Source organism: Streptomyces spongiicola (genome assembly GCF_003122365.1).
Lineage (GTDB): Bacteria > Actinomycetota > Actinomycetes > Streptomycetales > Streptomycetaceae > Streptomyces > Streptomyces spongiicola.
This window is the reverse complement of sequence record NZ_CP029254.1, coordinates 2,313,488-2,327,822: the sequence shown is the minus strand read 5'-3', so window position 1 is coordinate 2,327,822 and position 14,335 is coordinate 2,313,488. Positions and strand designations below refer to the sequence as shown.

Annotated in this window: 11 protein-coding genes; 7 read left to right on the top strand and 4 right to left on the bottom strand. The window is 74.7% G+C overall.

Annotation, left to right across the window (positions count from 1 at the left end):
- The first annotated feature begins 12 nt into the window (after positions 1-12).
- Positions 13-2,769, top strand: a complete 2,757-nt coding sequence (locus DDQ41_RS32340) for a lipase family protein (protein WP_262508414.1) — start codon at positions 13-15, stop codon at positions 2,767-2,769.
- Here the strand turns inward: DDQ41_RS32340 and DDQ41_RS10000 are convergent.
- The 3 genes from DDQ41_RS10000 to DDQ41_RS09990 all read right to left on the bottom strand — a co-directional run bounded on the left by DDQ41_RS10000 (position 2,739) and on the right by DDQ41_RS09990 (position 6,654).
- A complete protein-coding gene (locus tag DDQ41_RS10000; protein ID WP_109294180.1) occupies positions 2,739-5,156 on the bottom strand; it encodes a right-handed parallel beta-helix repeat-containing protein in 2,418 nt (805 codons plus the stop codon). The genes DDQ41_RS32340 and DDQ41_RS10000 overlap by 31 nt on opposite strands.
- A 163-nt stretch (positions 5,157-5,319) precedes the next feature.
- Positions 5,320-6,144 (bottom strand): MOSC domain-containing protein, encoded by an 825-nt coding sequence (locus DDQ41_RS09995; protein WP_109294179.1) that lies wholly within the window; start codon positions 6,142-6,144, stop codon positions 5,320-5,322.
- Positions 6,145-6,201: 57 nt separating this feature from the next.
- A complete protein-coding gene (locus DDQ41_RS09990; RefSeq protein ID WP_109294178.1) occupies positions 6,202-6,654 on the bottom strand; it encodes a DUF6643 family protein in 453 nt (150 codons plus the stop codon).
- 337 nt (positions 6,655-6,991) lie between these two features.
- Between DDQ41_RS09990 and DDQ41_RS09985 the strand changes: the two genes are divergently transcribed.
- Positions 6,992-8,272, top strand: coding sequence for a TerD family protein (locus tag DDQ41_RS09985; RefSeq protein ID WP_394342134.1), 1,281 nt, complete (start codon positions 6,992-6,994; stop codon positions 8,270-8,272).
- 13 nt (positions 8,273-8,285) lie between these two features.
- Here the strand turns inward: DDQ41_RS09985 and DDQ41_RS09980 are convergent, their stop codons facing one another.
- Positions 8,286-9,467, bottom strand: coding sequence for a glycosyltransferase (locus tag DDQ41_RS09980; protein WP_109294176.1), 1,182 nt, complete (start codon positions 9,465-9,467; stop codon positions 8,286-8,288).
- A gap of 58 nt (positions 9,468-9,525) precedes the next feature.
- Between DDQ41_RS09980 and DDQ41_RS09975 the strand changes: the two genes are divergently transcribed.
- From DDQ41_RS09975 to DDQ41_RS09955, 5 genes are all read left to right on the top strand, one after another.
- Complete coding sequence (locus tag DDQ41_RS09975; RefSeq protein ID WP_109294175.1) at positions 9,526-10,329, top strand: glutamate racemase; 804 nt, start codon at positions 9,526-9,528, stop codon at positions 10,327-10,329.
- A 174-nt stretch (positions 10,330-10,503) separates the two neighbouring features.
- Positions 10,504-11,067: a hypothetical protein gene (locus DDQ41_RS09970; protein WP_109297654.1), complete on the top strand. Its 564-nt coding sequence runs from the start codon at positions 10,504-10,506 to the stop codon at positions 11,065-11,067.
- Positions 11,068-11,287: 220 nt separating this feature from the next.
- Positions 11,288-12,892, top strand: coding sequence for an apolipoprotein N-acyltransferase (gene lnt, locus DDQ41_RS09965; RefSeq protein WP_109294174.1), 1,605 nt, complete (start codon positions 11,288-11,290; stop codon positions 12,890-12,892).
- A 9-nt stretch (positions 12,893-12,901) separates the two neighbouring features.
- Entirely contained in the window at positions 12,902-13,381 is a 480-nt protein-coding gene (locus DDQ41_RS09960) for an NUDIX hydrolase (protein WP_109294173.1), read from the top strand.
- Positions 13,382-13,439: 58 nt separating this feature from the next.
- Positions 13,440-14,312: a 3-hydroxybutyrate dehydrogenase gene (locus DDQ41_RS09955; RefSeq protein ID WP_109294172.1), complete on the top strand. Its 873-nt coding sequence runs from the start codon at positions 13,440-13,442 to the stop codon at positions 14,310-14,312.
- Positions 14,313-14,335 lie beyond the last annotated feature (23 nt).

The following is a 14,335-nucleotide window of genomic DNA, read 5'->3' as shown; positions in this document are numbered from 1 at the left end:
CGAGCCGCACAAGTGTCCCCTGACACATCGGGCCCCGTCCCGCAGCCCGGCGGGCCGGCCCTTGAGCTGCTGGTCCACGGCGTCGGCGGAGCCACCCCGCAGGGCATGCTCGGCGATCCGCGTACGGTGCGGGTGACCGGCGATGCGACCGCCGCCGTCTACCGGCGGGCCCAGGACGCCGGAGCCGACCTCCGCCCCGACCGCCTGCACGGTCGCGAGTGGCCCGTCCGCGAGTGGCCCGTCCGCGAGGCGTACTGCTGGTCCAACCTCACCTCGGGCGACGGGGCCAGGGCGCTTTGGCTGCTCCTGCTGCCGTTCATGGTCGTCAACCTGGCCCACTGGATGCGGCCCGCCACCACGGGCGGGGACAGGACCTCGCGGCTGTACGGGACGCTCGTCCGGCTGCTCGCCCTGAGCCTGACGGTGCTGTTCACCGCGGCGGCCTGCGAGGTCGCCCTCGATCTGACGGCCTGGCAGTGCGCGGGGTCCGCCCGCTGCTCCCAGGGCAGCTCCTGGATCGGCTTCCTCTCCGCCGCGAACGACGGCTGGTGGTCGCAGCCCGGCCGCCGGCTCTCCCTCGCCGCACTGGTGCCGGCCGCGTTGGTGGGACTGCTCTGGTACCTGTCCAACCGGACCTGGAGCGCCTACGAGGCCCAGCGTCCGCCGGACACCGCCATCGTGCCCGCGGGGCCGGGCGCCGGCTCCGGCGGGGGCGAGGTCCCCGGGAACCGCGAGCGCGAGGCAGCCGGGAACGGAAGGGCGGCCGGGGATGGAGGGGTGGCCGGGAACCGGGAGGCTGCCCGCAACCCGCGCAACCCGCGCAACCCGCGCAACCCGCGCAACCCGCGCAACCCCCGTAACCCCGCGGCCCCTTCGGCCCCCGTGACTTCCATGCCCTCCGAGCCCCCCGCGACGTCCGTGCCCCCCGCGTCGTCCGCGTCTTCCGGGCCCCGGGAGAACGGCCAGGGCACGGAGAACCGCGCGGAGTCCCCCGCCACCGGAAACCGCCGGGTCCCGGCGGCCACCGCCGCGCCCCTCGCCACCGGGGACGGCGAGCGCGGCGCCGCTGCCCCGGCCCGGGACACCGTCCGGCCCGCGCTCGGACGGCCCGGCTTCTGGTACGGCCGCAGGCTGGTCGCCCGGCTGCGCGCCGCGCACACCGCCGCGGGGTTCCTGGTCATCGCGGCCGCCGTGGCAGGTGCCGCGGCGCGCCACGACCGGAGCGCCGGCGTCCGTGCGCTGGAGATCGCCGGGTGGCTCCTCGAAGGGGTACTGGTCGTGGTCGGCGTCCTCGTCGTCGCAGTCGTGCTCCGCCGCGGCCGCAGCGAGGAGGTTCTCGACAACCGGATCGACCGGGCCGTCGTCAGCCGGCTGCCCGGCGTCTCGCTCGTCCTGCTCGCCGTGGCGGTGGTGTACGCGTCATGGTCGCGTCCCGGCTGGGCCTCCGAGGGCACGCTCCCCGGTGATGTCGCCTTCCGCGTCATCGCCGTCGCCCAGGGGGGCCTCGTCGTCGCGCTCGCCGTCGCCGCGGGTGTGCTGCACCTCCGCGTCCGGCACGGCCGCACCGCGATGCGCGGTCTGGGCGGCCCCGGGGTCGCTCTGCTCGCCTGCGCGCTCGGGGGCGTGATGACGGGAGGTCTCGCCCAGCGGGTCGCCGACTGGCTCGACGGGTCGGGCACCCCGGGGGAGGGAGGAGGCGCGATCCCCGGTCCGCCGGTACTGCTCAGCTGGCAGGCGTCGGTCATCCCGGTGCTGCTGCTCCTGCTCCTGGTGCCGCTCTGCGTCCTCGGCATCCGGACCCGGCGGACCGCGCGCGCCCTCGGCGACCGGGTCGAGCGGGACTACCCGGACGAGCGACCCGACCCGGTGCGCACCCGCCGGATCGCGGCCATCCGCGCCCGCGCGGGTCTCACCGACGCCGCGCCGGCCGTCATCGCGATCCTGTGCCTCGCGACGCTGCTGCTCGGCGCGGGCGCGGTCGCCGGGGCGTGGATCAGCGCGGAGGTGCCCGGCGAGGCGTTCGACGGGGCCCATCCGCTCGTCGCGGCCGCCGCCGACGCCGCGCAGGCCCTCGGCTCCTGGCTGGTCGGACTGGGCTTCATCCTCTTCGTCACCTGGGGCCGGCGCGCCTACCGGGACGCCTCTGCCCGCCGCACCATCGGCATCCTCTGGGACGTCGGCACCTTCTGGCCCCGCGCCGCCCACCCGTTCGCACCGCCCTGCTACGCCGAGCGGGCCGTCCCCGACCTCACCTGGCGGATGGCGTCCTGGACCTCCGCCACCGGCGGACGGCTCGTGATCTCCGGCCACTCGCAGGGCAGTGCGCTGGCCGCGGCCGCGGTCTGGCAGCTGCCCGCGGCCACCCGCCGGCGCGTCGCCCTGCTCACCTTCGGTTCACCGCTGGAGCGGCTCTACGGCCGCTGGTTCCCCGCCTACTTCGGCGCCGAGCAGCTGCGCGGCCTGCACCGGGAACTGCACTGCTGGCGCAACCTCTGGCGGCACACCGACCCGATAGGCGGGCCGGTCCGGCTTCCGGCCGAGGACGGCAGGCCCGCGGTCGACCGGGAAGCGCTCAGGGACCCCGTGGTGTACGGGCGGACGGACGCCCACCCCCTGCCGGAGCCCGTCCTCGGGCACTCCGGCTACCAGGCCGACCCGGCGTTCGCCGAGGAACGCCGGGCCCTCCTGGAGCGGCTGCCGCCCGCGCTGCCCCGCCGGCGCGACGCCGGCGTCCCGTATCAGGGCAGTTCGGGCAGGTCCTCCGGGTAGAGCAGCGACAGGTCGTCGGTGCTCGGCTCGGCGAGTTCGGACACCCGGCCCGCGTGCCGCTCGACCATCGACTCGAAGGTCTGGCGCGCGGTCCGGCCGTTGCCGAACGCCGGGCCCTTCGGCATTGCCGTGAAGTACTTCCCCAGCGCCTCGGCGGTGCCCTCGGCCAGCCGGTACTCGTGCTCCTCGGCCTGCTGCCGGACGATCCGCAGCAGTTCGTCGGGCAGATAGTCGCTGAAGGTGATGGTCCGTGAGAAACGCGAGGCGACACCGGGGTTGACCGTGAGGAACCGCTCCATCTCGGCGGTGTACCCGGCGACGATCACGACCACGGCGTCCCGGTGGTCCTCCATCAGCTTCACCAGCGTGTCGATGGCCTCCCGGCCGAAGTCCCGGCCGGAGTCCTCCGGCGAGAGCGCGTACGCCTCGTCGATGAACAGCACGCCGCCGCGGGCCCGTTCGAAGGCCTCCTGGGTGCGGATCGCGGTGGATCCGATGTGCTCGCCGACGAGGTCGACCCGGGACACCTCGACCAGATGGCCCCGCTCCAGGACCTTGAGGGACGCCAGGATCTCTCCGTACAGCCGGGCCACCGTCGTCTTGCCCGTGCCCGGGGAGCCGGTGAAGACCAGATGGCGGCGGACCGAAGCGGCCTTCAGGCCCGCCTCCTGCCGGCGCCGGCCCACCTCGATCATGTTGGTGAGGGTCCGGACCTCGCGCTTGACGCTCTCCAGGCCCACCAGGGCGTCCAGTTCACCGAGGACCGCGTCCGACGTCCTGGCGGCGGGGGCGGCCGCGGGGGCGGGGGCGGCGGCAAGCTCGGGCTCGGCGGTCCGCTGGCCGGGGATCACGGACAGCAGCCCGGGCGACCGGGTGGCGGTGGCCACCACCGGAGCCGTCGCGGGCGGCGCCGAACGCACACCGCTCTCGTCGCTGGAGCAGTCCTCGACGGCGGTGCCGTCCTCGGGGTACTCGTAGCCGCCGCGTGCGCAACGCTCCGTGCGGCAGCGGGTCAGGGTCGCACGGCAGCCGTCCATGATGTGGAAGCCGTAGCCGCCGCTGCCGGAGACCCGGCAGTCGTGGAAGGTGCCGCGGCCCTCGGCGGAGACGTAGAAGCCGGCCTCGGCCGGCGAGGTCACCGTGCACCGCTCGATGGAGGGGTCCGCGCCCTTGGTGACGATGACGCCCGTCTGCGCGCCGTCGATGGTGCAGTTGCCGAGTGTGCCGCCGCTGCCGTGGTCGCGGAACCAGGCGCCGGTCGAGGCGTCCCGGATGCGGCAGTCGTCGAGCTGGGCGGTGGCCCCGTCGCTGACGGACACGGCCGTGTTCCGCACCTGGGTCAGATCGCTGTCGACCACGTCGGCACGCGAGCCGCGGTCCAGGACGAACAGGGCGTCCGGGACGTCGTGCACCCGGCAGGAGTCGAGCACCGCGGTCGCGCCGTCGCTGACCCAGACGGCCGGGTAGTCGCCCGTGCTGTCGTGGATCTCGCACTGGTTGGCGTCCACCCTCGTCCCCGGGTCCCACACCGAGAGGCCGTTGCGGCCGAACCGCCGCACCGTCGAGCGGGTGAGCGTGAGCACCGAACGCGACCTCAGGTCCACGGCGTTCTCCGGCACGTCGTGGATGTCGCAGTCGGCGAGGGTGAGCACCGCGTCCGTGTCGAGCGTGATGCCGTCGGAGGCGGTGCGGTGCACCCGCGAGTCCGTCAGATGGGCCGTCGCCCGGGCCGTGACCTGCACACCGGCGCCCTTGATCTCGTACACCTCGCAACCGAGCGCCTCCAGGGCGCTGTTCTCCCCGGTGACGCTCAGCCCGGAGCCGGAGGCGTGGTGCACCTGGCAGCGCTCCAGCCGCGGATGCGCGCCGCCGCGGACCGACACCCCGGACTGCCCGGCGGCGACGACCTCGCAGTCCTCGAACACCCCTCCGGCGCCGTCCAGTACACCGATCCCGACGCCGGCCGGATTGTCCACCGTGCAGCGCCGCACGGTGGGGCGGGCCGCCCCGCGGACCTCGATGCCCGCCGCCGAGCGCGTCACGATCCGCAGATCGGTCAGCTCGGGGGTGCCGTCCTCGACGAGCAGCGCGGGCGCCGTGGCGTCCTGCCCCTCGACGTGCAGGTCCTGCACGGTCGCCGACGCGCGGACGGTCAGCGGCACCCCGTCCGAGGGGGCGATCCGCACCGAGCCGGCCGAGCCGTCCGCCCCGCGGAGCGTCACGGCACGCCGGAGTACGAGGTTCTCCCGGTACGTGCCGGGTGAGACGGTGAGGACGTCGCCGTCGGCCGCCGCCTCCAGGGCCGCGGCGAGAGAGGCGTACTCACCCGTGCGGCGCCGCCACCGCGATGTGCCGGTGTGCGTCACCTGGACCGTGCCCTGTGCCATGGTGCTGATCTGCCCCCACCTCGTGCGTCGGTCGCGCCCGTGCCGCGCGTCGCACCACCGTAGCGTGCGGGGGAACCGGGGGTTGACCGGTCGGCGGCACGCGCTCGTGCGGCCGGGGCCGGCGCCCCGCGCCCCGCGGTCCGGCTTCCCCGTACCGCCGTGCTCAGGCCAGGACGAGCACCGGGTCGCCGACGCGGAGGGTCCCGGTGCGCTCCGGTACGAGGTTCTGGCCGAAGACCAGCCGGTCGCCGAAGCGGCGGTGCCGGGCCAGGGTGCGCAGCGGCTCCTTCCCCCGTGCCGCCGTGGCCTGGTCGGTGGTCGTGACGACGCAGCGGCCGCAGGGCTTGACCACGCGGAAGGGCACCTCGCCGACCGCGACGCGCTTCCAGCCGTCCTCGGCCCACGGGGCGGTGCCGTCCACGACCAGATTGGGGCGGAAGCGGTTCATCGGCAGCGGGCCCTCGTCCGCGTGGTCGCCCTGGGCGATCAGCGAGTTGAGCGCGTCGAGGGAAGCGGCGGACGCGAGCAGCAGGGGGAAGCCGTCGGCGAACGAGACGGTCTCGCCCGGCAGCGCGTAGCCGGGGTCGACGGGGCGGCGGTACGCCGGGTCGTCGAGGTGCACCAACCGGACCGGTGCGTCCAGGTAGGCGCTGAACCAACGGTCGGAGGCGGTGCCCGCGGGCACCGCCTCCACCTTCTCCCCGAACAGCTCCACGACGGTGGTGCCGGACGGCTCGGGCACCGCGACGGTCAGCGGTGCCGTGCCGGGTGCGGTCAGCCGGACGGCGCCGTCCGCGAGCGGCGCCGCGGCGGCCAACGCCAGTCGCGGCTGCTGGCGTTGGGTGACGGCCCGGCCCGCCGCGTCCACGAGCATCCACCGGCGGTCGCCCGCGAGTCCCCAGGGCTCCACTGCGGCCTCGGCCGGTGCGTGGCCCGCGACGGACTTGACCGGGTGGACGTGGAGGGAGCGCAGTACGGGAGTCGCCATACGGCCATCCTGCCAGGTGCCCCGCGTCTTCCGCCGGTCGCGGTGGTCAGGCCGGTCTCAGTAGCCACCGCCCTGGTAGGGCCGGTTGTACGGATCGTCGTAGGGCGGGGGCGCGGGCATCGGCCGCGGTGCCGCGGCCGGCCGCATCGCCTCGTACCCGCCCGCCATCGGGCGGGGCGTGTACTGCTGCTGCCCGCCCGGGTAGCCGCGCGGGCCGACGGGCTGCTGGGGGATGTACGGGGCGGCCGTCTGCTGCAGGGGCACCGGTTGCGGCGCGGGCTGGGGGTAGCCGTAGGCCGGGCCGGGCTGGGAGGGGGCCGCCGGGAGGGCGGGCAGTGCCGCGGGCAGTGCCGGCAGGTGGCTGCCGCCGGTGTCGTACGCGGAGGGCACTCGGATCGGCGCGATCTGAGGCGTGCCCCGCTCGGCGACCAGGGAGTCGTAGATCGGGGTGTCGGGAAAGGACGGCGCGGAGTGGTAACCGCCGCCGTAGGTGGAGCGGGGGGAGGTCATGGCACCTAAGTTAAGCGGAGGATGTGCTGGTTGGGGAGCCCGATAAGAGGGTTGTTTGACGTATTGCTTGGCGACCGGGATTCCCCAATCAGAGCGAACGTGGGAAAAACGGTCGCGCCTCGGTGTTTGGATCGTGTAAAGAGCGAGCTGGGAAGGGGTTTCCCGCGGGTCCCGCGAGGCGTCCCGGCGGCGCCGGGGCTACCTTGTCCGCACGCACTTCTCCGCGCCTGTACGTCTTCGGGCGCGAGCGGGGAAGGGCGAGACGGGCAAGACGAGCAAGACGAGATGAGCACCGCAAGACGTGCAGGGCAGGGCGAGCAGGATGGGGGCGAGGCGGATGGCGGCGAGGACGCCCATGCCCAAGGGGGCCAATGTTCCGGTACCCGCACCGAGAGTTCGGGTCGAGTTGGGCTGGAGTTCGGGAAAGGGGGTCCCGGACGTGGACGCGTCGGCGCTCCTGCTCGCCTCGGGATCGGGCAGGGTCCGCTCCGACGCCGACTTCGTCTTCTACAACCAGCCGGCGCACGCCTCGGGTGCGGTGCGCCACGAGGGCAAGCACGCCGCGGACGGTGCCACGACCGACCGGATCGCGGTCGATCTGGGGCGCGTCGAGCCGGCCGTCGAGCGCATCGTGCTCGCCGCCTCCGCCGACGGCGGCAGCTTCGGGCAGGTCCCGGGACTGTACGTGAGGGTCCTCGACGCCGCGGCCGGCACCGAGATCGCCCGCTACGAGAGCCGGGACGCGACGGTCGAGACGGCCTTCGTCCTCGGCGAACTCTACCGGCGCGGCGGTGCCTGGAAGTTCCGGGCGGTGGGACAGGGATACGAAAGCGGGCTGGAGGGCCTCGCGACCGACTTCGGCATCACGGTCGACGAACCCCCGCAGCCGGCCCCGCCCCCGGCACCCCCCGCACCGGCTCCCCCGAAGCCCCCCGGGCCGACGGCGCCCGCCCCCGCTCCGGTGCCCGCCGCCGGGCCGGTACGCCTCACCAAGGTCACACTGACGAAGGAGGCGCCGACCGTCTCGCTCGCCAAGCAGGGCGGTACGTCCGGCGTCATGCGGGTCAACCTCAACTGGGAGGTGCGCAAGCAGTTCAGGGGGTGGGGGGCCAAGCTCGGCCGGGCCGTGGCGACGCACTCCGACCTCGACCTCGACCTGTGCGCGCTCTTCGAACTCGCGGACGGCCGCAAGGGGGTCGTCCAGGCTCTCGGCAACGCGTTCGGCGCACTCCACCAGCCCCCGTACATCCACCTCGACGGCGACGACCGCACGGGTGCGGTGGCCGCCGGCGAGAACCTCACCGTCAACCTCGACCACCGGGACGCACTCCGCCGCGTGGTCGTCTTCGTCACCGTCTACGAGGGCGCCCGCAGCTTCGCCGACCTGCACGCCACCGTCACCCTCCAGCCGCAGCACGGCGCCCCCGTGGAGTTCTCCCTCGACGAGTGCACCGTCCCGTCCACCGTCTGCGCCCTCGCGCTGATCACCAACCAGGGCGGTGACCTCGTCGTCCGGCGCGAGGCCCGCTACCTGGTGCCGGAACGCGGAGTCAGTCCCCAGCGCACCGTCGACCACGCCTACGGATGGGGCATGAACTGGACGCCCGGCAGGAAGTGAGCCGATCCGGGCGTCAGCGGTCGGACGCGGCCTCCGGGCGGGGACACGTGCGCCCCTTCCAGGCCGCACCCCGCCCCCGGCGGTGCCGCACGGCCGAATCCACCGTCATCAGCAGATAGAGCAGGGCGGTGAACGGCAGCAGCGGGGCGAGCCACAGCGTCTGCCGGTAGTAGCGGAGCATCGGGACGTACGTCCCCGCCATCACCGCCCAGGCCAGCAGCCCCGCCCAGCCCGCCACCGCGGATCCCGGAACCACCGGGACGGCCGCGGCGTACACCGCGACGGGCGGCGCCAGATAGACCACCGCGATACCGGCGACCGTCCCCGCCAGGAGCAGCGGACTGTACCGCAGCTGGGCGTAGGCGCTCCGGGACACCATCCGCCACAGGTCCACCAGCCGCGGATAGGGGCGGATGCTGTCCACCCGCTCGGCGAGCCCCAGCCAGACCCGTCCGCCGGCCCGGCGCACCGCCCGTGCCACCGCGACGTCGTCGATCACCGCCTGCCGTACCGACTCCGGGATCCCGGCCCGTTCGGCCGCCTCGGTGCGCAGCAGCACACACCCGCCCGCGGCCGCCGTGGCCCGTGCGGGCTCCCGGTTGACCCAGCGGAACGGGTAGAGCTGGGCGAAGAAGTACACGAACGCGGGTACGACCAGGCGCTCCCAGCCCGTCGCCACCCGCAGGCGCGCCATCTGCGACACCAGATCGAGGTCGTTCGTCTTCGCGGCCGCGACGAGTTCGCGCAGGCTGTCCGGCTCGTGCGCGATGTCGGCGTCGGTGAGCAGCAGATAGTCGGGGCCGAGGGTGCGGGCCAGGTCGATCCCGTGCCGCAGCGCCCACAGCTTGCCCGTCCACCCCGGCTCCGGATCGCCCGGCGAGGTCACCGTCAGCGGCAGCCCCTCGCCCTGCTCACCCAGCTTGCGGGCCAGTTCACCCGTGCCGTCCGTACTGCCGTCGTCGACGAGCACCACCGACGCCCTGCCCGGATAGCTCTGCCGCAGCAGCGACGGCAGACTCTCCGGGAGCACGCCGGCCTCGTCCCTGGCCGGCACGACGATCACCACCGACGGCCAGTGCGCCGGCGCCGTCCGCCGCGGCAGCCGCTGGTCGGTGCGCCAGAAGAAGCCCTGCCCGAGCAGCAGCCACAGCCACGCGGCCAGGGACGTCACGGCGATCCACGCAAGGGGGCTCATCCGCCGCAGTCTGCACCACATCGCGGGCGCCGCAAGGGCGGTCGGCTAGGGTGACCGGGTGAAGATCGCGCTCATGGACTCCGGTATCGGCCTCCTCGCGGCGGCCGCCGCGGTGCGCCGGTTGCGGCCCGACGCGCATCTCGTCCTCTCCTCCGACCCCGACGGCATGCCGTGGGGCCCGCGCACCCCGGAGGACCTCGCCGAGCGCGCCCTCACCGTCGCCCGGGCCGCGGCCGCACACCGTCCCGACGCGCTGATCGTCGCCTGCAACACCGCCTCCGTGCACGCCCTCCCCGCCCTGCGCGCCGCACTGGAGCCCGGTCTTCCGGTCGTCGGGACGGTACCCGCGATCAAGCCCGCGGCCGCCGGTGGCGGCCGCGTCGCCATCTGGGCCACCCCGGCCACCACCGGCAGCCCCTACCAGCGCCGGCTGATAGCGGACTTCGCCGACGGCGTCCAGGTCACCGAGGTGCCGTGCCCCGGCCTCGCCGACGCCGTCCAGTGGGCGGACGAGGCGGGGGTGGCCCGTGCCGTGGCCGCCGCCGCCGCGCTCACCCCGTCGGACGTACGTGCCGTGGTCCTCGGCTGCACCCACTACGAACTCGTCGCCGGGCGGATCCGCGCGGCCGTGGCGCAGGGCCGCCCCGACGGGCTCCCGCCGGTCGTGCTGCACGGCTCAGCCGTCGCCGTCGCCACCCAGGCGCTGCGGCGCGCGGGTGGCCGCCCGGCGCCCTCGGCCGCACCGGACGGGGGGCTCACGGTGCTGCTCAGCGGACGTGGGTCGGAGCTTCCCGCGGAGGCCCGGGCGTACACCGAGGGCAGGCTGCTCGAAGCGGTGAAACCGGTCACGCGCGCGCACTGAGCGGCGGTCCGCCGGCGGACCGGGCCGGCCTGCGGCGGTCTGCAGCGATCTGCGGCGGCCTGCAGCGATCTGCGGCGATCTGCACGGAAGCGCACCCGGATGCCGCACCTCCGGCTCCGGGGCCCTCCGTTCCGGGCGATGCTCCCCAACCGGAACGTGGGTACCGTGCGAGGCATGACGGACCACCCCCGTGACCAGGGGCAGGCCGGAGGACCACCGCCCGCCCTCTGGACCGGTCGCGCGACCAACCGCCTCCAGTGGCTGCCGGCCTCCGCCGGAGCGGCCTGCATGGCCCTCGGCATCGAACTCGCCGTCGACGAGCCGTGGACGTCCGGCATCGTGCCACTGCTGATGTCGGTCATCGGCTGCGTCTCCGCCGGGCTGCTGATGCTCTTCGGGACCCTCGCCTTCGTCCATGTGGCGGTGAGGGTCGACAGCGACGCCATGGAGGTGCGCTGCGGCCACATGGGGGTGCCCCGCCGCAGGATCCCGCTCGACCAGGTCGTCCGCGCGGAGTTCGTCCCCAGGGTCACGCCGTGCCACTGGGGAGGCTGGGGTTGCCGCTGGCGCCCGGAACAGGGCACCGCCGTCGTCGTCCGCCGGGGCGAGGGCATCGCGCTCACCCTCGGCGACGGCCGCACCTTCACCGTCACGGTGGACGACGCCGAGACGGCGGTCCGGGTGATCCGCGACCACCTGAGGCCGGGGACCACCACGGGGCCCGCGCCGGCCGTCTGACCCGGGGCGAGGGCATCGCGCTCACCCTCGGCGACGGCCGCACCCTCACCGTCACGGTGGACGACGCCGAGACGGCGGTCCGGGTGATCCGCGACCACCTGAGGCCGGGGGCCACCACGGGGCCCGCGCCGGCCGTCTGACCCGGGGCGGAAAGCGCTCCGCCCTGCCGCTCGGCACGCTCCCGCCGGGGAGCGGACCGTGCCGCCGTAGACTCCGGCACGTGAGCGCCACCATCACTCCCGCCGACACCCGGCCGCCCGAGCCCCCCTCGTCCGTCCGGGCCCGCCTGCGGCTGCGGCGGCTCACCAGGCCCGCCGCGGCCGTGCTGTCCGGGGCCATGCTGTTCCTGAGCTTCCCGCCGCGCCCGCTGTGGTGGCTGGCGCTCCCCGCCTTCGCCCTGCTCGGCTGGAGCCTCTACGGGCGCCGGGCCCGGGCCGCCTTCGGGCTCGGCCACCTCGCCGGGCTCGGCTTCCTGCTGCCGCTGCTGGTCTGGACGGGGGAGGAGGTCGGCCCCGTCCCGTGGCTGGCCCTGGCCGCCGTCCAGGCGCTCTTCGTCGCGGCGACCGCTGCCGGGATCGCCCTGGTGTCCCGGCTGCCGCTGTGGCCGCTGTGGGCGGCTGCCGTATGGGTCCTCGGTGAGGGGCTGCGCGCGCGGGTACCGTTCGGCGGCTTCCCCTGGGGCAAGATCGCCTTCGGGCAGGCCGAGGGCGTCTTCCTGCCGCTCGCCGCGGTGGGCGGCACCCCCGTGCTGGGCTTCGCGGTCGCGCTGTGCGGCTTCGGGCTGTACGAGACGGCCCGCCGCCTCCGTGCGTACCGCAGGACCGGCCGGCTGCCGCGCGGACCGCTCGCCGCCGCCACCGCCGCCGTCCTGCTCCCGGTCACCGCCGCCCTCGCCGCGCTCCCCCTCGTCGACGACTCCGCCGAGGACGGCACCGCGACCGTCGCGGCGGTCCAGGGCAACGTGCCGAGGCTCGGCCTCGACTTCAACGCGCAGCGCCGGGCCGTCCTCGACAACCACGCGGCCCGCACCGAGCAGCTCGCCGCGGACGTCGCCGCGGGCAGGGTGGCCAAGCCCGACTTCGTGCTGTGGCCGGAGAACTCCTCCGACCTCGACCCCTACCGCAACGGCGACGCACGGCTCGTGATCGACCGGGCCGTCGAGGCCGTCGGGGTGCCGACCGTGATCGGAGCGGTCCTCACCCCCGGGACCGGACCGCTGCGCAACACCCTGATCGCCTGGGAGCCCGGGAAGGGGCCGGTGGCCGCCTACGACAAGCGGCATGTGCAGCCGTTCGGCGAGTACATCCCCATGCGGCCGTTCGTCCGCCTCTTCAGCTCCGACGTGGACCGGGTCCGCCGCGACTTCGGCCCCGGGGACAAGGTGGGCGTCTTCGACCTGGCCGGGACCAGGGTGGGCCTCGCCACCTGCTACGAGGCTGCGTTCGACTGGGCCGTGCGGGACACCGTCACCCACGGCGGCCAGCTCATCTCGGTACCCAGCAACAACGCCACCTTCGGCCGCAGCGAGATGACCTACCAGCAGCTGGCCATGTCCCGGGTACGGGCGGTCGAGCACAGCAGGGCCGTCGTGGTGCCGGTCACCAGCGGTGTCAGCGCGATCATCCGGCCCGACGGGACGATCGCGCGGCAGACCCGGATGTTCACCCCGGACGCCCTGGTCGCCGAGGTGCCGCTGCGCTCCTCCCTGACCCCCGCGACCCGCATGGGCGCCCTGCCCGAGGGCGTGCTCGCCGCACTGGCGCTCGGCGCCCTGGGCCTGGTGGGCCGCAACCGTGTGAAGGAGCGCGGGGCCGCCGACCGTTAGGGTCGGTCCATGGGCATCCCCGACTTCATCCGCGAGATCCGGATTACCGCCGGTCACCAGCTGCTCTTCCTGCCGGGGGTCAGTGCCGTGGTCTTCGACGACGACGGCCGGGTGCTCCTGGGACGACGCGCCGACACCGGCGGATGGTCGATCATCGGCGGCATCCCCGAGCCGGGGGAGCAGCCCGCGGCGGCGGCGGTCCGCGAGGTGTACGAGGAGACCGCCGTACGCTGCGTCGCCGAGCGCGTCGTGCTCGTCCAGACCCTCACGCGGCCGGTGACCTATCCCAACGGCGACCGCTGCCAGTTCATGGACGTCTGCCTGCGCTGCCGGGCTGTGGACGGCGAGGCACGTGTCAATGACGACGAGTCGCTGGAGGTGGGGTGGTTCCCCATCGACATGCTGCCGGAACTCCAGGAGTTCGCGCTCTTCCGGATCAAGCAGGCGCTCAGGGACGGCCCGACGTGGTTCGACACCACGGCCACCTGATGAACTATGGCTGCTGACCATATCGGTCGGCGTCTTCGCCCTCCCTAGGGTGCGGACCATGGCCATGAACCCGGGTCCCGCCCCCCAGCCCGTCCCCTCCGCCGTATCCGCCGTATCCGCCGTATCCGCGTCCGCCTCCGCCTCCGCCGCGAGTCCGACCGTCGCCCTCGACCTCGGCGGCCGCACCGCCCTGGTCACCGGGGCCGCGGGCGGGATCGGGCGCGCCTGCGCTCTGCGGCTCGCGGCGGCCGGAGCGAAGGTCAGGGCCGTCGACCGGGACGGGGCCGGTCTGGAGGACCTCGTCGGGCAGTCCCGGGACCTCGGCCTCGCGGGTGCCGTGGAGCCCCTCACCCTGGACCTGACCGACCTCGGCGCCGCCGAGGACGCCGCCGCCGGCACCGACGTGCTGGTGAACAACGCGGGCCTGCAACTCGTGCGCCCCATCGAGGAGTTCCCGCCGGACGTCTTCCACACCGTCCTCACCGTCATGCTGGAGGCCCCTTTCCGGCTGATGCGGGGCGCGCTCCCGCAGATGTACGCCAAGGGGTGGGGGCGCATCGTCAACCTGTCCTCCGTACACGGGCTCCGCGCCTCGGCCTACAAGTCCGCCTATGTGGCCGCCAAACACGGTCTGGAAGGACTGTCCAAGACCGCGGCCCTCGAAGGCGCGGCCCACGGGGTCACCTCCAACTGCGTGAACCCCGGCTATGTGCGCACCCCCCTGGTCGAGAGGCAGATCGCGGACCAGGCCGCCGCCCACGGCATCCCGGAGGAGCGGGTCCTCGCGGAGGTCCTGCTGAAGCACTCGGCCCTGAAACGGCTCGTCGAACCGGAGGAGGTCGCGGAGGCAGTCGCCTACCTCTGCACCCCGCAGGCGTCCTTCGTCACCGGTGCGTCACTCGCCCTGGACGGCGGCTGGACGGCGCACTGAACCGGCCGGCCGGCCGGGCGGAT

Coding starts and splice junctions, on each gene's coding strand:
- DDQ41_RS09985 (WP_394342134.1), top strand. CDS start 6,992: ATGGCGGCGAGGACGCCCATGCCCAAGGGGGCCAATGTTCCGGTACCC.
- DDQ41_RS09980 (WP_109294176.1), bottom strand. CDS start 9,467: ATGAGCCCCCTTGCGTGGATCGCCGTGACGTCCCTGGCCGCGTGGCTG.
- DDQ41_RS09995 (WP_109294179.1), bottom strand. CDS start 6,144: ATGGCGACTCCCGTACTGCGCTCCCTCCACGTCCACCCGGTCAAGTCC.
- DDQ41_RS09960 (WP_109294173.1), top strand. CDS start 12,902: ATGGGCATCCCCGACTTCATCCGCGAGATCCGGATTACCGCCGGTCAC.
- DDQ41_RS09970 (WP_109297654.1), top strand. CDS start 10,504: ATGACGGACCACCCCCGTGACCAGGGGCAGGCCGGAGGACCACCGCCC.
- DDQ41_RS09955 (WP_109294172.1), top strand. CDS start 13,440: ATGGCCATGAACCCGGGTCCCGCCCCCCAGCCCGTCCCCTCCGCCGTA.
- DDQ41_RS09990 (WP_109294178.1), bottom strand. CDS start 6,654: ATGACCTCCCCCCGCTCCACCTACGGCGGCGGTTACCACTCCGCGCCG.
- DDQ41_RS10000 (WP_109294180.1), bottom strand. CDS start 5,156: ATGGCACAGGGCACGGTCCAGGTGACGCACACCGGCACATCGCGGTGG.